The organism is Mesorhizobium sp. WSM4833, from assembly GCF_055811095.1.
The window spans coordinates 195,108-213,030 of record NZ_JBVVQG010000011.1; the positions used below are offsets into that span (position 1 = coordinate 195,108).

20 protein-coding genes, 1 tRNA gene and 1 pseudogene are annotated in these 17,923 nt (G+C 61.8%); 13 read left to right on the forward strand and 9 right to left on the reverse strand.

Features of this window, described 5'->3' with window-relative positions; translation table 11 throughout:
- The first annotated feature begins 7 nt into the window (after positions 1-7).
- Entirely contained in the window at positions 8-502 is a 495-nt protein-coding gene (locus AC0L2D_RS22835) for an NUDIX domain-containing protein (protein WP_013529919.1), read from the forward strand.
- A gap of 1 nt (position 503) precedes the next feature.
- Here the strand turns inward: AC0L2D_RS22835 and AC0L2D_RS22840 are convergent, their stop codons facing one another.
- The gene (locus AC0L2D_RS22840) at positions 504-1,496 is read right to left on the reverse strand and encodes a glutathione S-transferase family protein (protein WP_473542495.1); all 993 of its coding nucleotides are present in this window, start codon (positions 1,494-1,496) and stop codon (positions 504-506) included.
- A 274-nt stretch (positions 1,497-1,770) separates the two neighbouring features.
- On the opposite strand from AC0L2D_RS22840, the gene AC0L2D_RS22845 reads away from it, so the two are divergent.
- The 6 genes from AC0L2D_RS22845 to AC0L2D_RS22870 all read left to right on the forward strand — a co-directional run bounded on the left by AC0L2D_RS22845 (position 1,771) and on the right by AC0L2D_RS22870 (position 6,600).
- Positions 1,771-2,307 carry a GNAT family N-acetyltransferase gene (locus tag AC0L2D_RS22845; RefSeq protein WP_013529917.1) on the forward strand — a complete coding sequence of 179 codons (537 nt, stop codon included), beginning with the start codon at positions 1,771-1,773 and terminating at the stop codon, positions 2,305-2,307.
- Positions 2,308-2,367: 60 nt separating this feature from the next.
- On the forward strand, positions 2,368-3,129 hold the full coding sequence (locus AC0L2D_RS22850; protein ID WP_013529916.1) for a 3-hydroxyacyl-CoA dehydrogenase: 762 nt from the start codon (positions 2,368-2,370) through the stop codon (positions 3,127-3,129).
- A gap of 7 nt (positions 3,130-3,136) precedes the next feature.
- Entirely contained in the window at positions 3,137-4,312 is a 1,176-nt protein-coding gene (locus tag AC0L2D_RS22855; RefSeq protein WP_473542498.1) for a CaiB/BaiF CoA transferase family protein, read from the forward strand.
- 31 nt (positions 4,313-4,343) lie between these two features.
- Positions 4,344-5,123 carry a HugZ family pyridoxamine 5'-phosphate oxidase gene (locus AC0L2D_RS22860; protein ID WP_064994473.1) on the forward strand — a complete coding sequence of 260 codons (780 nt, stop codon included), beginning with the start codon at positions 4,344-4,346 and terminating at the stop codon, positions 5,121-5,123.
- 152 nt (positions 5,124-5,275) lie between these two features.
- Positions 5,276-5,620, forward strand: coding sequence for an ArsR/SmtB family transcription factor (locus AC0L2D_RS22865; protein WP_013529913.1), 345 nt, complete (start codon positions 5,276-5,278; stop codon positions 5,618-5,620).
- 164 nt (positions 5,621-5,784) lie between these two features.
- On the forward strand, positions 5,785-6,600 hold the full coding sequence (locus AC0L2D_RS22870; protein WP_473542500.1) for a TrmH family RNA methyltransferase: 816 nt from the start codon (positions 5,785-5,787) through the stop codon (positions 6,598-6,600).
- Positions 6,601-6,692: 92 nt separating this feature from the next.
- On the opposite strand, the gene AC0L2D_RS22875 is transcribed toward AC0L2D_RS22870, so the two are convergent.
- Together AC0L2D_RS22875 and AC0L2D_RS22880 are read right to left on the reverse strand one after the other, a co-directional pair.
- Positions 6,693-7,829 (reverse strand): coiled-coil domain-containing protein, encoded by a 1,137-nt coding sequence (locus tag AC0L2D_RS22875; protein WP_473542502.1) that lies wholly within the window; start codon positions 7,827-7,829, stop codon positions 6,693-6,695.
- A 176-nt stretch (positions 7,830-8,005) separates the two neighbouring features.
- Positions 8,006-8,542, reverse strand: coding sequence for a DUF1134 domain-containing protein (locus AC0L2D_RS22880; protein WP_224621527.1), 537 nt, complete (start codon positions 8,540-8,542; stop codon positions 8,006-8,008).
- Between the two features lie 391 nt (positions 8,543-8,933).
- On the opposite strand from AC0L2D_RS22880, the gene chpT reads away from it, so the two are divergent.
- Both chpT and AC0L2D_RS22890 read left to right on the forward strand, forming a co-directional pair.
- Positions 8,934-9,563, forward strand: coding sequence for a histidine phosphotransferase ChpT (gene chpT / locus AC0L2D_RS22885; protein ID WP_024504504.1), 630 nt, complete (start codon positions 8,934-8,936; stop codon positions 9,561-9,563).
- Positions 9,564-9,800: 237 nt separating this feature from the next.
- Positions 9,801-10,205 (forward strand): response regulator, encoded by a 405-nt coding sequence (locus tag AC0L2D_RS22890; protein WP_024504503.1) that lies wholly within the window; start codon positions 9,801-9,803, stop codon positions 10,203-10,205.
- Between the two features lie 104 nt (positions 10,206-10,309).
- On the opposite strand, the gene ctrA is transcribed toward AC0L2D_RS22890, so the two are convergent.
- Positions 10,310-11,005: a response regulator transcription factor CtrA gene (gene ctrA / locus AC0L2D_RS22895; protein WP_006203583.1), complete on the reverse strand. Its 696-nt coding sequence runs from the start codon at positions 11,003-11,005 to the stop codon at positions 10,310-10,312.
- 453 nt (positions 11,006-11,458) lie between these two features.
- Between ctrA and AC0L2D_RS22900 the strand changes: the two genes are divergently transcribed.
- A complete protein-coding gene (locus AC0L2D_RS22900) occupies positions 11,459-11,836 on the forward strand; it encodes a flagellar export protein FliJ (RefSeq protein ID WP_013529907.1) in 378 nt (125 codons plus the stop codon).
- 97 nt (positions 11,837-11,933) lie between these two features.
- Here the strand turns inward: AC0L2D_RS22900 and AC0L2D_RS22905 are convergent, their stop codons facing one another.
- Positions 11,934-12,332 carry a winged helix-turn-helix transcriptional regulator gene (locus AC0L2D_RS22905; RefSeq protein ID WP_127368630.1) on the reverse strand — a complete coding sequence of 133 codons (399 nt, stop codon included), beginning with the start codon at positions 12,330-12,332 and terminating at the stop codon, positions 11,934-11,936.
- Positions 12,333-12,422: 90 nt separating this feature from the next.
- Here AC0L2D_RS22905 and AC0L2D_RS22910 point away from each other — a divergent pair, with 90 nt between their 5' ends.
- Complete coding sequence (locus tag AC0L2D_RS22910; protein WP_275952395.1) at positions 12,423-13,349, forward strand: NADP-dependent oxidoreductase; 927 nt, start codon at positions 12,423-12,425, stop codon at positions 13,347-13,349.
- 69 nt (positions 13,350-13,418) lie between these two features.
- Here the strand turns inward: AC0L2D_RS22910 and sciP are convergent, their stop codons facing one another.
- Positions 13,419-13,694: a CtrA inhibitor SciP gene (gene sciP / locus AC0L2D_RS22915; protein WP_013529904.1), complete on the reverse strand. Its 276-nt coding sequence runs from the start codon at positions 13,692-13,694 to the stop codon at positions 13,419-13,421.
- A gap of 289 nt (positions 13,695-13,983) precedes the next feature.
- Between sciP and mnmA the strand changes: the two genes are divergently transcribed.
- Positions 13,984-15,174: a tRNA 2-thiouridine(34) synthase MnmA gene (gene mnmA / locus AC0L2D_RS22920; RefSeq protein WP_473542506.1), complete on the forward strand. Its 1,191-nt coding sequence runs from the start codon at positions 13,984-13,986 to the stop codon at positions 15,172-15,174.
- Between the two features lie 56 nt (positions 15,175-15,230).
- On the opposite strand, the gene AC0L2D_RS22925 is transcribed toward mnmA, so the two are convergent.
- Positions 15,231-16,196 carry a Gfo/Idh/MocA family protein gene (locus AC0L2D_RS22925; RefSeq protein ID WP_473542514.1) on the reverse strand — a complete coding sequence of 322 codons (966 nt, stop codon included), beginning with the start codon at positions 16,194-16,196 and terminating at the stop codon, positions 15,231-15,233.
- A 240-nt stretch (positions 16,197-16,436) separates the two neighbouring features.
- On the opposite strand from AC0L2D_RS22925, the gene AC0L2D_RS22930 reads away from it, so the two are divergent.
- Positions 16,437-16,513: transfer RNA gene (locus AC0L2D_RS22930), tRNA-Met, on the forward strand.
- Between the two features lie 181 nt (positions 16,514-16,694).
- On the opposite strand, the gene fghA is transcribed toward AC0L2D_RS22930, so the two are convergent.
- Both fghA and AC0L2D_RS22940 read right to left on the reverse strand, forming a co-directional pair.
- Complete coding sequence (fghA, locus tag AC0L2D_RS22935; protein ID WP_063172964.1) at positions 16,695-17,540, reverse strand: S-formylglutathione hydrolase; 846 nt, start codon at positions 17,538-17,540, stop codon at positions 16,695-16,697.
- Positions 17,541-17,752: 212 nt separating this feature from the next.
- Positions 17,753-17,923 (reverse strand): annotated as a pseudogene (locus AC0L2D_RS22940) (S-(hydroxymethyl)glutathione dehydrogenase); the annotation flags it as partial.

A 17,923-nucleotide genomic window follows, 5' to 3' on the forward strand; every position in this document is an offset into this window, starting at 1 on the left:
GCTATCAATGACGAGCCCTGAAGATGCCTTCCGCCAGACCGGCTGGCCAGGGTTGAGGGCCAGGCTGTTCCATCTCTATTTCGTGCTGCGGAGGCCGATGACGCTTGGCGTGCGCGGCCTGATCCACGACACAGCGTCCAGATCCGTCTTCCTTATTCGCCATACTTATGTACCGGGCTGGCAGCTTCCCGGCGGCGGCGTCGAAGTCGGCGAGACGATGAACGAGGCGCTGGCCCGTGAACTGGCCGAGGAAGGCAACATCGCTCTGACCGCCCCGCCGGTGCTCAAATCGATGCATTTCAACCGCCGCTCCAGCCACCGCGACCATGTCGGCTTTTATCTGCTCGAGCATTTCAGCCAGACGGCGCCGAAGCTGCCGGACCACGAGATCGCCGAAGCCGGCTTCTTCCCGCTCGACCGCTTGCCGCAGGGCACGACGCCGGCGACGCTGCGCCGGATCGCCGAGGTTTTTGACGGCGAGCAGCCCTCGCCCTACTGGTAGATCAGGCCGCCGCTTTCTCGAAGCGCGCCCGGTCATGCCGTGCGCCATAATCGAGATCCGGTCCGACAGGCACGATCCGCGTCGGATTGATCGTCTGGTGGCTGCCGTAATAATGCGCCTTGATGTGATGCATGTTCACCGTCCCGCCCACGCCAGGGACCTGATAGAGATCGCGCAGATAGTTGGACAGGTTCGGGTAGTCGGCGATGCGGCGCAGATTGCATTTGAAATGGCCGACATAAACCGGATCGAAGCGCACCAGCGTGGTGAACAGCCGCCAGTCGGCCTCGGTGATACGACCACCGACGAGATAGCGCTGTTTTGCCAGCCGCTCCTCCAACGTATCCAGCGCCGAGAACAGCTCGCCGAAAGCCTCTTCATAGGCGCGTTGCGTGGTGGCGAAGCCGGCGCGATAGACGCCGTTGTTGATGGCGGGATAGACCAGCGCATTGATGCGGTCGATCTCGCCGCGCAACGCCTTCGGATAGAAATCCAAGCTGGCGTCGCCCCATTCATCGAAGGCTGAATTCAGCATGCGGATGATTTCGGAAGACTCGTTGGAGACGATGGTCTGCTCCTTTTTGTCCCACAGCACCGGCACAGTCACCCTGCCCGAATAGGCGGGATCGGCCTTGGCATAGATCTGGTGCAGGAAGTCGAGGCCGTAGAGCGTGTCGCCCGTGGCGCCGTCCTCAGCTACGAACGTCCAGCCGTTGGCGCCCATGAAATGATGCACCACGGACACCGATATGATGCCCTCCAGCTTCTTCAGCGCGCGAAAGATCAACGTCCGGTGGGCCCACGCACAGGCAAGCGAGACATAGAGGTGATAGCGGCCGGGCTCGGCCTTGAAACCGCGCGTCCGGCCTTCGGCGGGCGCCCCGTCAACGGTGATCCAGTCGCGCCATTGCGACTGCGCCCGCACGAACCTGCCACCATTGTCCGCCGTATCGTACCAGCGGTCCTGCCATCTTCCTTCGACCAGCAATCCCATGCGAATCTCCTTGCGTCCTGTTGGTTGATGTAGGCGCAAGGCTGCCCTGTCGAAGACGTCAGGTGCTGAACAGACCGTCACTTGGCAGAAATGACGGACAGAAACGGCCGATTGCAGCGGCGGGAAATTGATGCTAGCGGACAATCCGCATGTTCGACTTTGCTTTGATCCGGTTTGACCGACGACGAAAGGGCGCCCGCGCTTGATGAAGCGCTGACTGGCGAATGCTGCCGTTTGCAGCAACCTTTCCTCCTTGTACCGGACCGCAAAGACCATGAGCCTTGCCGACGTGAAATACCTGCCGGAAACCCCGGCGCACGACCCCGAGATCGAAGCCATCAACGACGAAGCCTTCGGGCCCGGCCGCTTTGTGCTGGCCGCCTACAAGATTCGTGAGGCCGGAGGGCACGAGCGCTCGCTGTCCTTTGTCGCCGTCAATGGCGACATCGTCGTCGCCTCGGTGCGCATGACCCGCATCGCCGCCGGTGCCGGCCGCGCATTGATGCTCGGGCCGCTCGCCGTGCGGCCGGCCTTCAAGAATCTCGGCATCGGCCGCCGGCTGGTGGCGATCGCGCTCGAGGCCGCTGCCCGGGCCGGCGCACCTGCCGTCATGCTGGTCGGTGACGAGCCCTATTACGGGCCGCTCGGTTTCAAGCGGATTCCGCGCGGCCAGATTTCGATGCCGCGCCCCGTCGACCTCGACCGGCTGCTGTCGCACGAGATCGCGCCGGGCGCGGTCGCCAGGCTCTTGGGCGAGGTCTGCCACGCCGATCAGGCCAGGGTGACCGATCCTACCGCGGCGATGGCTTGACCTTTCCCATCGATCTGGCGCCTGATCCGTCCACTGTTCCTGAGATCAAAGGATGACGTCATGAACCCGAACGGCCAGATCGCGATCGTCACCGGCGGCGGCTCCGGCCTTGGCGAGGCAACGGCGCGCGCGCTGGCCACCAAGGGAGCCCGCGTCGCCATCTTCGATGTCGGTATTGACCGCGCGGCCAAGGTCGCGGCCGAGATCGGCGGTATTGCCGTCCAATGCGACGTCAGCAGCGCCGACAGTGGGACTGCTGCCCTCGCCGACGTCGCCGCCAAGCTTGGCGAGCCGCGTATCCTGATCAATTGCGCCGGCATCGCCATCGGCGTGAAGACGATCGGCAAGGATGGTCCCCATCCGCTTGATCAGTACCGCAAGGTGATCGAGGTCAATCTGATCGGCACGTTCAACATGATCCGCCTCGTCGCCGAACGCGCGTCGAAGCTCGAGCCGCTGCCGGGCGGCGAGCGCGGCGTCATTGTCAACACCGCTTCGGTTGCCGCCTATGATGGCCAGATCGGGCAGGCCGCCTATGCGGCGTCCAAGGGCGGCGTCGTCGGCATGACGCTGCCGGTGGCGCGCGACCTTGCCCGTTCCGGCATCCGCGTCTGCACCATCGCTCCCGGCATCTTCAAGACGCCGATGATGGCCGGCATGCCGCAAGAGGTGCAGGATTCACTGGGCGCCGCCGTGCCCTTCCCGTCGCGCCTGGGCGAACCGTCCGAATATGCCGCTCTCGCCCTGCACATCATCGAGAACCAGATGCTGAACGGCGAGACCATTCGCCTCGACGGCGCCATTCGCATGGCGCCGAAATAAACCGGTCATGAGCGCCGGCCTGTCCGCTGCCGCTAAAACCGGTCCGCTGACTGGGCTGAAGGTGATCGAGATGGCCGGGCTCGGCGCCGTGCCGCTGGCCGGCCTGATGCTGTCGGAGATGGGCGCGCAAGTGTTGCGCATCGAACGGGCGGGGACGAGCCAGCTCCTGCCGCTGCCGGATGAGTATAACATCGACCGCCATGGCCGCGCCGTGCTGCGCCTCGACCTGAAGCGCCGTGAAGGCACCGATCTGTTGCTGCGCCTTGCCGAAAAGGCGGACATGTTGCTCGAAGGCTTTCGCCCGGGCGTCATGGAGCGGCTCGGCCTCGGCCCGGAAACGGTGCTGGCGCGTAACCCGGCGCTGATCTACGGCCGTATGACCGGCTTCGGCCAGGGCGGTCCGCTCGCCGGCCGCGCCGGCCATGACATAACCTACCTCGCCTATAGCGGCGTGCTGCACGCCATCGGCCATGCCGGCGGCCGTCCCGTCCCGCCGCTCAACCTCGTTGCAGACTATGGCGGTGGCGCCATGATGCTGGTTGCCGGCGTGCTGGCCGCCCTGTTCCAACGTTCGCGCACAGGCAAGGGTGAAGTCATCGACGCCGTGATGGTCGATGGCGCCTCGATGCTGGCGGTGCCCCTGCACGCCTTGATGGCGGCCGGCTTGTGGAGCGACAAGCGCGGCGCGAACCTGCTCGATTCCGGCGCCCCGTTCTACGACACCTATGAGACGTCGGACGGACGCCATATCGCCATCGGCTGTCTCGAGCCGCAATTCTTCGCCGAATTCGCCAGGCTGCTGCCGCTCGACGAGCGCTTTGCATCCGGCCAGTACGACAAGGCCCTGTGGCCGCCGATGCGCGCCGCCATTGCCGATCGGATCCGGCAGAAACCACGCGACGACTGGGACCGGTTGTTCGCGCAAACCGATGCCTGCGTTGCACCCGTTCTGTCGCTGCAAGAGGCAAAGCACCACCCGCACAATCGGGCACGCAACGCCTCTGTGACGGCAGGTGCATTTGAGCGCCCGGCCCCGGCCCCGCGTTTCTCGAGTTCGCAACCGACATTGGCCACTATGCCCGGCGATGAGGATTTGTTGCCGTCGACAATGCTGGCACGTTTCGGCTTTGCGAAAGCCGAGATCGACGACCTTGTCAAATCCGGCTTGCTGACCGATAACTAGAGAACAAAGATCAACTTACTGCGGTGCTGCCTTGGACGAGCCGAAGAAGGACGTGATCCGTGAGACGGACGCCGAAGCGATCCGGCTGGCGAAGACGCTTCTGCGCAGCGCCCGCTTTGGCGCCCTGGCGGTGATCGAACCGCAAACCGGCTCGCCGCTGGCCAGCAGGGTTGGCGTGGCCACCGACATCGATGGCGCACCGCTGATCCTGGTGTCGATGCTTTCGGCGCACACCGGCGCGCTGCTTGCCGACCCGCGCTGTTCCCTGTTGCTCGGCGAACCAGGCAAGGGCGACCCGCTGGCGCACCCGCGCCTGACACTGGTCTGCCAGGCGGTAAGGATCGAGCGCGGATCGGCCGAACACGCCCGCACCGAGCGCCGTTACCTCAATCACAATGCCAGGGCGAAACTTTACGCCGGTCTCGGTGACTTTTCGATCTTTCGCCTCGATCCGCAACGCGCCAGCCTCAACGGCGGCTTCGGCAAGGCCTATCAGCTCGACCGATCGGATCTGCTCGCCAGCGGACCGGTCGTCGAGGAACTCGCGGCGCGCGAACAATCGGCCATCGACCACATGAACGCCGACCATCTCGACGCGATCGCCGTTTACGCACAGCATTTCGCCAAAGTATCCGGCAACGGCTGGCGTATTGCCGGATTCGATGCCGATGGCATGGATCTGGTGTCGGGGGACGATGCTTGCCGGGTCTTTTACCCGCAACCTCTGGGCGCAGCGGGTGAATTGCGGCACGTTCTGGTCGATATGGCGAGGGCGGGCCGAGCCATTGTCGACGCCGGGACTGAGACTTAATTATGCTGGATCAAAAGCAACACTTGAGATTTAGGTGAAATGCTCTACCTTTTAGTGACGCTGAATCGCCAGCGCCGATCGATAAGTGAATTTATGGAATCAGACGCCATTGCCCCCATGGCGTCGGGATGAACAGGAAGCATGGGGGATCGATGGTCTCGACAAAGCTAATCGTGAACGCCGAATCGGCGGCAGAGTTTCTCATGCTGATGGGCAATGAGAAGCGACTGTTGATCATGAGCTACCTCGCCGAAGGTGAAATGTCGGTGGGAGCCATAGCCGAGAAGGTGATGCTCAGCCAATCCGCCCTGTCCCAGCATCTCGCCAAGTTGCGGGCGCTCGACCTTGTCGACACCCGCCGCGACCGCCAGATGATTTACTACTCCTGCAAATCCGACGCCGTGCGAGAACTGCTTGTCATGCTGGACGGCATTTTCGGCAGCGGCAAGGATGACCTGTCCCAGATGGCGCACCGCTTGCGCCGTGCTGGAACCTGACCACACAGCCGCCGATCTCGCCGGCGATTCAGAGCGACATGCGCCGATTTGGGGCGCAAAAGCTGGCTGATTGTCCCGAATTGTCGCATCGTGCTTTCCAATCAAGGTGAGCGCCGGGAAGCGGTCCGGATTTTCGGGGCCGATGCGACGGTCGCGAGGAATGCATGGATCCCATTCGCATCGACGACCCGCAAGATCCGCGCGTCGCTGCCTATCTCGACATTCGCGAGCGTGACCTCGCCGGCCGGCAAGGCCGCTTCGTCGCCGAAGGCAAGGTGGTGCTCGACCTGCTGCTCACAACTGGACGCTTTGCCGCCGAATCGGCCCTCGTCCTGGAAAACCGGCTGGCGGGTCTCGACAAGATCCTGAGCAAGGCGCCCGCCGACCTCCCGGTCTATGTGGCCACCAGCGCGGTGATGGACGCAATCGCCGGATTTCACATGCATCGCGGCATCCTGGCCATGGGCCGCAAGGGAGCGCCGCAGCCGGCCGAAGCCCTGCTCGATGGCTTGCCGCCTCGTGCGCTGGTCGTGGTGCTCGTCGGCATCGCCAACCATGACAATGTGGGCTCGATCTTCCGCAACGCCGCCGCCTTTGGCGCTGACGCGGTTTTGCTGGATGCGACGTGCTGCGACCCGCTCTATCGCAAGGCGATCCGCGTTTCCGTCGGCGCCGCGCTCAAGATCCCGTTCGCATCGTTCACCGACACCGCCGGCTTCATAACGACGCTCGCCCGACGTGGCTTCGAACAATTCGCGCTCTCGCCACGCGGGAAGACCGACATCCGCGATGCGCAGCGCAGCGAGCGCCTGGCGCTCTATCTCGGCACCGAGGGCGAAGGCTTGCCGGACGACCTGCTCGCAAGCCTGCACGACGTGCGGATCACCATGGCGGAAGGCTTCGACAGCCTGAATGTCGCCGCGGCTTCAGCCATCGCGCTGCATCATTTTTCGGCTAGAGCAATTCTAGGAAAAGTGTGAAGCGGTTTTCCGTCCAGAATTGCGTCAAAGCAAAGAGTTAGGGCATTTCGCCGTTTCCGTGAAACGGTGAAATGCTCTAAGGAAGCCTGACTTCAGCTTGTCGCGTCAGCCTTCTGCAGCGCGCGCACGCGGTCGGCAAGACTGCGGTCACCGTTGCCGGAGCGTGCGTCCGACGGTACCGCCAATGCCATGGCGATCGGCGAACCAGGCCCCTCGAGCTTGGCCGTCAGATGGACGACCTCCGCCGCCAGCTCGTTCATCTGCTCGCGCAAGGCGGAGCTGCTGTCAGTGGCCTTGGAGGCGGCCAGTGCGGTGAGATCCGCCTTCAGCCGTTTGTTCTCGCGCGCCAGCGCCGTCAGCCTCGCCTCGAGCTGCTCACGGTCGCTGTCGAGCTTGGCGATTGCCTTGTCGAAATCATCGCTCGTCGCGACATCGCCGCCCTTGCCGACCAGCCGCAAGGCTGGCGCGCTGTCCTCGGATTTCGATCTTTCGTGCAAGCGTGCCAGTTCCTTTTCGCGGCGGTCGAGTTTGTCTTCTCGATCGGCAAGTGTGGCCAGCAACCGTTCGACCTTCTTGTCGAGCTCGGCGGTCTTTTTCTTCTCGGCTTTCAGGGCGTCCCGCGCGGCCTTGCTTTCGGCCGCGATTTCCTGGCCGCGCCTGTCGGCTTCCTTGCGCTGGCCGCGCAGCATCGCAATGTCACTGGCGAGTTTCTGCATTTCGGACTCTCGCGCCACGAGCTCGATCTGCCGGCTGCTCGAGGAAAAACTGGCGTCGTCATACATGCGCTCCAGCTTTTCCAGCTCAAGGGCGCGCTTTTCCAGCTTGCGTTCGGTTTCCTTCAGACGCTCCGAAAGCTGCTGCAACTCGCCCTCTCGCTGACGCAGCGCTTCGTTCTTCGCGCCCAGCTCGGTCAGCGCCTGGTTCTTGTCCGTCCGCTCGACCGCCAGGCCCTTCATGGCCTCGCGACCGCGATTGATCTCGACCAGTTGTTCGGCCGCCTTCTCACGCAACGCCTTGACGCTGATTTCCAGGCGGCGCGTCGCCATGGCGTATTCGGCGCGGATGCGATCCTTGTCCGCCTGGATTTCGGTCTGCGTCAGAGGGATCGAGGATTCGATGCGTTTGCGTGTAAGCGCGACCGCACGACGCCATATGGCCGGAGCCACCATGAGCGCCAGAAAGCCAGCGCAGAGAAAGCCGAGGACGAAGAACAGGACCGACTGGACCAAGTGACTACCCGTTGTGGCCGGCAAGCATCAAAAGCGCATAGACCGCTTTGACTGTGCCACGTTGACATGGCGGAAATCCAGCGTTGCGGCAAGGGTTTGCCGCAACGCTACGAGTTTAATGCATGTCGACCCAAAAGCGGTCCCGGATTTGGACAACGACAGTCAAGGACTTCAGCCTAGAACGGATTCCAGGTGGCCCGCTCGGTAAGCTTCAGATAGCCGAGATTGACGCCGAGCCGAGCACCGACGCCGGTGCGGATCGGCACCAGGAGAACATTGTTGTTCTTCAGCACGTTGAAGCCGACGCCCGCCACCACATAGGCTGAACCGGCAACGCCGCCATAGCGGTTGTAGAGGCTGCCCACATCATCGAGATTGTAGACCAGCATCATCACCCGCGACCCCTCGCCGCCGAAATCCCAGCCGAGCGACGGGCCTTGCCAGAACACTTTGTGGTCGCCGGCATTCTTGGTGTAGAGCGTGCCTTCGCCATAGGTCAGGCCACCGATCAGCGCACCAGAGCCCTCTTCGCCCAGCAGATAGCCGTTGGGCAGGCCGTAGGAGGCAAAAATCTTCTCGATCACCGTGGCGAGTCCGCCCGATGTGGCGCCAAAAAATTTGTGACCGGAATCGACAATCTCCTGAGCGGTGTATTCCTGGGCCCGCAGGGCTGAAGTCGAGAAGACGAGAACGCCCAGGAGCGTGACCGCCATTGAGAAGACACGGAGAAAGCTCCGGTCGTAGTATCGGGAAAACATGCTTCCAATCTCCGTCAGGGAGCACCTTCGCCGACGCCTCGCACCCCGTACGGCTCTTTTAGCCGGCCGTTAAGGGTAACTGTTAGGGGCAAATTATGCCGTAATCCTTTTTCAACCATTAAGCTCCCACATGAACATGGCGGTTCGAAGGCTGTTTGGGGTCGCTCAATTGGGGTCGGCAGCCTGCGTGAACACGCCATTTGCCACAACCACAATTTGGATTTGTTGCTGCACGCACGGGCGCTGTGTATTCAGAAAGCCTGAGGAGAGAGTGCGTGATTCGTGTGGCAGGCGACGATCGATCGCCCGGCCATGAGTTGTGAGATTTTGCAGGGATTTTTCGCCGATGGCCGATCTGTTCACCCTTTCCGCACCCGATCTGGCAGCGCTTTTGTGCAGCCGGGTCTGCCACGATATCATCTCGCCGGTCGGCGCGATCAACAACGGGCTCGAATTGCTTGATGAAGGCGGCGCCGATGAGGACGCCATGAAGCTGATCCGCCAGAGCGCCCGCAACGCTTCGGCCCGCCTTCAGTTCGCCCGCATCGCCTTCGGTGCCGCCGGTTCGGCCGGCATGTTGATCGATACCGGCGATGCCGAAGCGGTCGCCATCGCCTTCCTCAAGAACGAAAAGCCGGAACTGACCTGGAACGGGCCCCGCGCGTTGCTGCCCAAGAACAAGGTCAAGCTGCTGCTCAACCTGATCCTCGTCGCCAATGCCGCCATTCCGCGCGGCGGCAAGCTTTCCGTGACGCTGGAAAACCTTGAGACCGAACCGCGTTTCGCGCTTGCGTCGGCTGGCCCGATGCTGCGGGTGCCGCCGAAATTCCTCGAACTGCATTCCGGCCACAAGCCGGAGGAGCCGATCGACGCGCATTCCGTGCAGCCCTATTACACGCTGCTTCTGGCGCGCGAAGCCGGCATGACGATATCGATCCACGCGACGCCGGAAGAAATCGTGCTTTCGGCGGCCTGATGCGCAGCCGATAAACGAAGTATTTTTTCATTTAAAGCTGTAATTCCAGCTCATCGACTTGAAATGCGTCTGGTCGTTCAGGCGGTGCCAAAGCATTCGTGAATAAAAGTAGGCACCTGCCCATCTTTGTAAAAATTTTACCTAACGCCTTTTCGGCTTCTTTACCAGATTGGCCTATGGTGCGTCCTGGATGCCCCCGACGCTACCGGACTGCCAGAAGGCAAAGAGGACCCGGAAATGAAACGCTGCATGTTCGTCGACGATTCAAGCGTTATCAGGAAGGTTGCAAAACGCATCCTGGGCGGCTCCGAAATGATTGTCATCGAGGCCGCCAGCGGACTTGACGCGCTGGAGATGTGCGCCGCCGACATGCCCGACATCATCGTCGTCGATGGCGCCTTGCCCGACGTACCGGCGGTCGATCTCATCCGTCGCGTCCGCGCCATGGAGAGCCCGATAAGGCCGCAGATCCTGATTTCCCTGGTCGAGCTCGATATTGCTTCGATCATGCGGGCCAAGCGAGCCGGCGCCCAGGGCTATCTCTTGAAGCCGTTCAACCGCCCGCAGCTGCTCGAGCGCTTTCGCACCTTGAAGAGCGCACCTGATTCGGCATCCTTGAGCAACTCCAGAAAAAGTGCGTGACGGTCTTCTGCTCGGAAGCCCAAAAGCAGACCGTTACCAGCCCATCATGCAAAAACCCGGCCGAAGCCGGGTTTTTTATTGAAAAGATTCGAACGATTCGTCGCTCAGGCGCTGACGCGAATGTCTTCCGGTTCGCGCAGCACATAGCCGCGACCCCAGACCGTTTCGATGTAGTTCTGACCGCCCGATGCCGCGTCGAGCTTTTTGCGCAGCTTGCAGATGAAGACGTCGATGATTTTCAGCTCAGGCTCGTCCATGCCGCCATAGAGGTGGTTGAGGAACATTTCCTTGGTCAACGTGGTGCCCTTGCGTAGCGAGAGCAACTCCAGCATCTGGTATTCCTTGCCGGTCAGGTGCACGCGCTGGCCGCCGACTTCGACTGTCTTGGCATCGAGGTTGACCACCAGGTCGCCGGTGGTGATGACCGACTGGGCGTGGCCCTTGGAGCGCCGCACGATGGCATGAATGCGAGCAACCAGCTCGTCCTTGTGGAATGGCTTGGTCATGTAGTCGTCTGCGCCGAAGCCGAGGCCGCGCACCTTGTCCTCGATGCCGGCCATGCCGGAGAGGATGAGAATAGGTGTTTTGACCTTGGAAAGGCGAAGCGTTCTCAAGACCTCGTAGCCTGACATGTCAGGCAGGTTGAGGTCGAGAAGAATGATATCGTAGTCGTAGAGCTTGCCTAGATCGACGCCCTCTTCACCGAGATCGGTCGTGTAGACGTTGAAACTTTCCGATTTCAGCATCAGTTCGATGCTTTGTGCGGTTGCACTGTCATCTTCTATCAGCAGAACACGCATTTTATTCCCCTTTTCTGCTGCCGGACCATTTCACGACCCGTCCGGACCCGGGAGCAGTGGTTGCCTTGTGCAGAGGCTGCCATTGAATGGTTAACAAATCCTAATTTCCCGTCCATGACGGTACCAGATTTTTTAACCTCTTTCTACACCCTCTTGAATCTAATAACGAATCTCAGAACCAAATTCCTAATGCAACACATTAACAACCTGGACTAAGCGACTCCAGGGACTCATCGACGTCGCTTCCGCATCGGTGGCCGGAATTTTTACCCGGCCTTAAGTCCTGACCCGTATGATTAACAATGCCCGTAAACGAATGGTTACCGCCGGCAAAAAACTTTAGGGTTTTGTTTCCCATAGTTGGGGGAAAGCCGGTGGACACGGGTGCGGCCTGGGCGTTTCCAGGTGGTTTGGACGATAAGTGCGGGTGTGCGTTTCCGGGAGTACCGAATCATGAAGTCACGTGAAAACCTCGTTCGGCTGAAACAGTTTCAGGTGAATGAGAAGCGGCGGCAGCTGCTGCAGCTCGACATGATGATCGCCGAGTTCGAACGCATGGCCGTCGAGCTGGAGCTTCAGATTACCGCCGAGGAAAAGAAGGCCGGCATCACCGACATCAACCATTTCGCCTATCCGACCTTCGCCAAGGCGGCTCGCCTGCGCCGCGACAATCTCAGGAATTCCCAAAGCGACCTCGCCCAGCAGCGAAGCGCCGCCGAATCATTACTCGGCGAAGCTGAAGCGGAGCTTTCCAAAGCGGAAATGCTGGAATCGCGCGACACGAAGATCCGCGAAGCCGAAGTCGGTGGCCGCAGCGCCATGATCGGCTAAAACCCTGCCCTTGGCGACGTCAACGCTCGCCATCGGACTGGCGCATTGTCGCGGCTTGCGGCCCGGCGGGAATACGCCCAGAAGAATGAAAACCGCCCTACGCGGCCCAATCCCCTTCATTCTCGGCAATTGCCTTTGCACGGGCATCCTTGATATCCGGCGCATGCTGCTCCGCCCATGACCTGATCTGGGTAAGCAGTCCCGCCAGGTTCTGACCGAGCTCGGTCAATTCATATTCGACGCGCGGCGGAATGACCGGAAAGATCTCGCGCCGTACCAATCCGTCGCGCTCGAGCACGCGCAGCGTCTGCGTCAGCATCTTCGGCGTGATGCCGTCAAGCTTCCGGGCAAGCTCGCCATTGCGCAGCCGGCCTTTGCGCAGCGCGCAAACCACCAGATAGACCCATTTGCTGGCCAGCATCTCCAGCACTGTGTGCGAAGGACACGTTCGCCGGAACGCGTCATAGCCGAAACCGCAATCATCTTCACTATCCATGAGGTGCGTATGTATTAGGAAGGTACATACTGGACAAGGGGCTATTACTATCCAAATGATAGTGGCATCAACCGAGCAGGAGACATCTCAATGCGTGCCGCTATCCAGAATTCCGTCGGCGGACCCGACGTCCTTGTCATCGCCGATCAGCCCGATCCCACGCCAGAGGCCGGCGAAGTGCTGGTCGGTGTCAAGGCCGCGGGCATCAATCCGGTCGATGGCGCCGTCCGTGCCGGCTACTACCCCTTGCTCGGCGAGCCGCCCTTCATCCTGGGTTGGGATATCTCGGGAACTGTCAAAGCACTCGGCGCCGGCGTCACCGGCTTCAAGATCGGCGACGAGGTGTTCGGGATGCCGCGCTTTCCCAAGCAGGCCGCCGCCTATGCCGAGTTGGTTGCCGTACCTGCCGATCAAATCACACTGAAGCCGAAGGGCGCGGGCCACCTCGAGGCAGGCGCCTTGCCGCTGGCCGGCCTCACCGCCTGGCAAGGGCTTGTTCGCCACGGCGGGCTGAAATCGGGGCAGCGCGTATTGGTGCATGCGGGAGCCGGCGGCGTCGGTCATCTGGCGGTGCAGATCGCCAAGGCGCGCGGCGCCCACGTCGTCGCCACGGCCAGCCCGGGCAAGCTCGATTTCGTCCGCAACCTCGGCGCCGACGAGGTCATCGACTACACCAAGGGCGATTTCACCGAACATGTTCGCGACATCGATCTGGTGCTGGATCCAATGGGCGGCGACCACGCCCAACGCTCGCTGAAGGTGCTCAAGCGTGGCGGCGTGCTGGTGTCACTGCTCGATGTCAGCGACGACACCAGGGCGCAGGCCAGTGCGCGCGATATTCGGGTCGAGCGTATGTCGGTCGTGCCCGACAGGGAGGGCCTGCTGGAACTGGCTCGGTTGATCGATGCCAACAAGATCACCGTCCATGTGGCGAAGAGCTTCCCACTGGACCAGGCGGGGGCCGCTCACGCCTTCCTTGCCACCAAGCCGATCGGCAAGGTTGTGCTGTCGCTCTGAGCGGAACGGTGACCGTGAAAAACAGAAGGGCGCGGAGTTAGCCGCGCCCTTCGTCTAAATTCGCAATGGTCAGTGCCGGTATTGCTGGATGCGTGTCGTGCGCAGCCCGGCAAGGCCGTATTCGTCGATCGACGCCTGCCAGGACAGGAATTCCTCGGTGGTGAGCTTGTAGCGTTGGCATGCCTCGTCCAGGCTCAAAAGCCCGCCGCGCACGGCCGCAACCACTTCCGCCTTACGCCGGATAACCCAGCGACGTGTATTGGTCGGCGGCAGATCGGCAATCGTAAGAGGGCTGCCGTCAGGCCCGATAACATATTTGACTCTCGGTCTAACCAGATCGGTCATCGTACTCTCTACAAAAAACTCAAAGACCCAATCCCCGCCACGTTACCGCCACAGCTTTAAAAATTGCCTAAGCAGACCCTAATGACTAGGTAAGGATCATGAACGCCGCGTTAGTCTTTTCGCCGGCATTTGAAACATCTGCCCGCAAACCCTGATTTGCCGGGGGAAAATGCATCCCTTGGCGAAGATCGGCCACAAACGGTGAATCGCCCTGCACGCTGGCGCGCCGGTAAAGCTTGACCTATATTCTCGACATTGGCATTGAGGCGCCGCGCAGAACGAAAGCATCATGAACAGTCTCGATCTTCCCGGACGTCCCGAAAACACCCGCATCGTCGTCGCCATGTCCGGCGGTGTCGATTCATCGGTCGTCGCCGGCCTGCTGAAACGCGAGGGCTACGACGTCGTCGGCGTCACCTTGCAGCTCTACGACCACGGCGCGGCGACGCACCGGGCCGGCTCATGCTGCGCGGGGCAGGACATCGACGATGCCCGCCGTGTCTCCGAGACGCTCGGCATCCCCCATTATGTGCTCGACTACGAGGAACGCTTCCGCAAGGCGGTCATCGATCCCTTCGCCGAGAGCTACGTCGCCGGCGAGACGCCGATCCCGTGCGTTTCCTGCAACCAGACGGTGAAGTTCGCCGACCTCCTGGCCACCGCCAAGGAGCTCGGCGCCGACGCGCTGGCCACCGGCCACTACATCCGTTCCGGCGCCAATGGCGCCCAGCGCGCGCTCTACCGTCCGGTCGACGCCGACCGTGACCAGAGCTACTTCCTGTTCGCCACCACGCAGGCGCAGATCGATTATCTGCGCTTTCCCCTCGGCGGCCTGTCGAAGCCTCAGGTTCGCGCCATCGCCGAGGAGATGGGGCTGGCGATTGCCGCCAAGCAGGACAGCCAGGACATCTGCTTCGTGCCGCAGGGCAAGTATTCCGACATCATCGCCAAGCTGAAGCCAACTGCGGCCAATCCGGGCGACATCGTCCACATCGACGGCCGCGTGCTCGGCCGCCATGAGGGCATCCTGCGCTACACGATCGGCCAGCGCCGCGGCATCGGCATCGCTTCCGGCGAGCCGCTTTACGTCGTCCATCTCGATGCCGACCGGGCTCGCGTCGTGGTTGGCCCGCGCGAGGCGCTGGAGACGCACAAGATCTATCTGCGCAATATGAACTGGCTGGGCGACGGACCGCTCACAGACGTCCCTGCCGGCGGCCTGGAACTGTTCGCCAAGGTCCGCTCGACGCGGCCGCCGCGCCCGGCCGTGCTGCATCATCGTGCCGGTGCCACATGGGTGGAACTGGTCGACGGCGAGTCCGGCATCGCGCCGGGCCAGGCCTGCGTGCTCTACTCCGATGACGGCAACGAGGCCCGCGTGTTCGGCGGCGGCTTCATCGAGCGATCGGAGCGTGGCGCCGAGGCCGAGGCCATGCTGACCCGGCTTGCCGCCCGGCCGGCCCAGATTCCCGCGGAATAAGATTCCCGCGGAATAAGATTCTTGCCGAATAAGTTTGCTGCCGAATAATCCGCGCTTCAGGAATTCGACTTGGTGTGGGTGACCGTGCCGGCGGTCAGGATGCGCAGCACCCGGATCGCTTCCTCGCCGCTGGTACGCGGTTCGGCACGCGTCTCGATGCACTGGATGAAATGCTCCAGCTCGCGCGTCAGCGGCATGCCCTGGGCAACCGCGACATAGGACGGCTCATTGGTGGTGAAGGCCCATTGGCCGCTGTCCTGCCACACCGCGTGGCGGTAGACGGCCAGCTTGCGTTCCCATGGCTCGACGTCGTCGAACACCGCCATTGCCTTGGTGCCGACCACGGTCAGCCGCCGCTCGCGATAGGGATTGAGACGCGAGGTGAAGAGATGGCTGCGCAGGCCGTTGGGGAAGCGCATGTGCAGATGCGCGAAGTCGCTGAGATTGTCGAGCAGGGCGGCCCCCTCGCCGCGCACCTCGATCGGCTCCGTGCCGGTGATCGCCAGGATCATCGACAGATCGTGCGGCGCCAGGTCCCACAGCGCGTCGTTCTCTGTGTGGAACTTGCCGAGGCCGAGCCGGTGCGAATGGATGTAGCGGACTTCGCCAAGCTCGCCCTTGTCGATCAGCCCTTTCAGCGTCTCGAAGGCGGGGTGGAACCGCAGGACATGGCCGACCATGAAGACGCGGCCATTGTTCTTGGCCGCCTGCACCGCACGCTCGGCATCCGCCACCGTCAGCGCGATCGGCTTTTCCACCAGCACGTCCTTGCCGTTCTCGACGGCACGTACCGCAAGGTCGGCATGGAACTGCGGCGGCAGCGCCATGACGATGGCGTCGATATCGTCACGGACGAACAGCTGGTCCGGCTCGATCGCCAGGCAGTCCTGCTCGCTGGCAAAGCCTTCCGCGCGGGCCCGGTTGGTATCGGAGACCGCGTGCAGCGCGCCGAGCGCCTTGAGAGTGCGGATGTGGTTGCTGCCCCAGTATCCGCAACCGAGGACTGCTATGCGCGGCTTCATCTGTTTCAAACTCTAAAAACTCGTGGCCGAGACATAGCGACGTGCCCCTTCGAACTCAACCCCGGCGGCGGCAACCAAATGTCGCCGCGGCAAAGCTTTTCGATAATGAGGATAAGCCGGCAAGCCGGTTGCTTCGAAGCTTGACAGGCTCACCTTCCCAACCTTATATCCGCGCGACCTTGGCGAACGCCCCCGACATGCCTTTCGATTTGAGGCGGATTTCGGGCCTTTCGCCGCCCTGGCGGGGTAGCTCAGTTGGTTAGAGCACGGGAATCATAATCCTGGGGTCGGGGGTTCAAGTCCCTCTCCCGCTACCAAAATCCAGTTAAACCATTGAAATGGCTAAAAATTTATACGCGTTGGTAGCGCTTCCGGTTGAAATTGTTCAATAATTTCAATGCGGCGCCATCGTGTTCCTCGCCCCGGTAGAGACGAAAAAGAGTAACGCGTTCCTCGCTTGGACGAGGATTAATCCGATTGCATCGCTCGGACCTCGACCTATGCAAGCCGTTCCGCATGCCATCTCAAATGGTCGTCCATGAATGTCGAAATGAAGAAATACGAATGGTCGTATCCGTCCTGCATGCGCAACGTCAGCGGAATGCCGGCTTTGGCGCAGGCCGCCTCCAAAAGCCAGGGTCTCAGCCCGTCATTCAGGAACCCGTCCGATGTTCCCTGATCGACGAGAAATTCCGGGAAGCGGCGCCCGTCTTCAACAAGCGAAGTAGCGTCGTAGGCCCGCCACGAGGCCTCATCCGTGCCGAGATATTTTTCGAAAGCCGGCCTTGACCAGCCGGCAGCGCTTGGCTGCACGATCGGCGCAAATGCCGAGCAACTCCTGAACCGCTGCGGGTTTTTCAAAGCAATCGTCAGCGCGCCGTGTCCGCCCATCGAATGGCCCGTTATGGCTTGGCGCGACATGTCTGCCGGAAAATTAGCGGCGATCAGCGTGGGTAGTTCCTCGACGAGGTAGGAATACATCCGGTAGTTCTTCGCATAAGGCTCCTGCGTTGCATCAAGATAAAAGCCGGCGCCGCCGCCAAACTGCCAATTGTCCTTGTCATCAGGGATGTCGGCGCCGCGCGGACTGGTGTCTGGACAGACGACGATCAGGCCAAGTTCGGCGGCCATGCGCCTGTATTCGCCTTTGTCCATGACATTTTGATGGGTGCAGGTCAGTCCCGACAAATACCACACCACCGGGCAAGGCGTTTCCCGGGCCTGTGGAGGCACGAAAACGGCAAATGTCATGTCGCAGCAGCAACTCGTCGACAGGTGCGAATAGATGCCCTGCACTCCGCCATGGGATTTTGCCTGGGAGATGGTCTTCATGGGTTCCGGCATATTCCCTCTCCACGGATTTCAAACACCAATGGGCCGGTGTCTACGGCATCGACATTGATCGCGGCAACCCGGGCGGATCAGGTGGGGTCGAACCGACCGGCGGCGCGGACATCCGGAATGTCAGTCGCGCCGCCGGCCTAACGCCCGATGTCGGGGAGGCACGGTATTTTGGGAACACAGAGCCTTCTACGCGGGCGTGTCGTGTGAGCCGGTCAGTAAACCACGACGCTGCGAATGCTCTCCCCGGCATGCATGAGATCGAAACCCTTGTTGATGTCCTCGAGCTTGAGCGTGTGGGTGATCATCGGGTCGATCTGGATCTTGCCGTCCATGTACCAGTCGACGATCTTCGGCACATCGGTGCGGCCGCGCGCGCCGCCGAA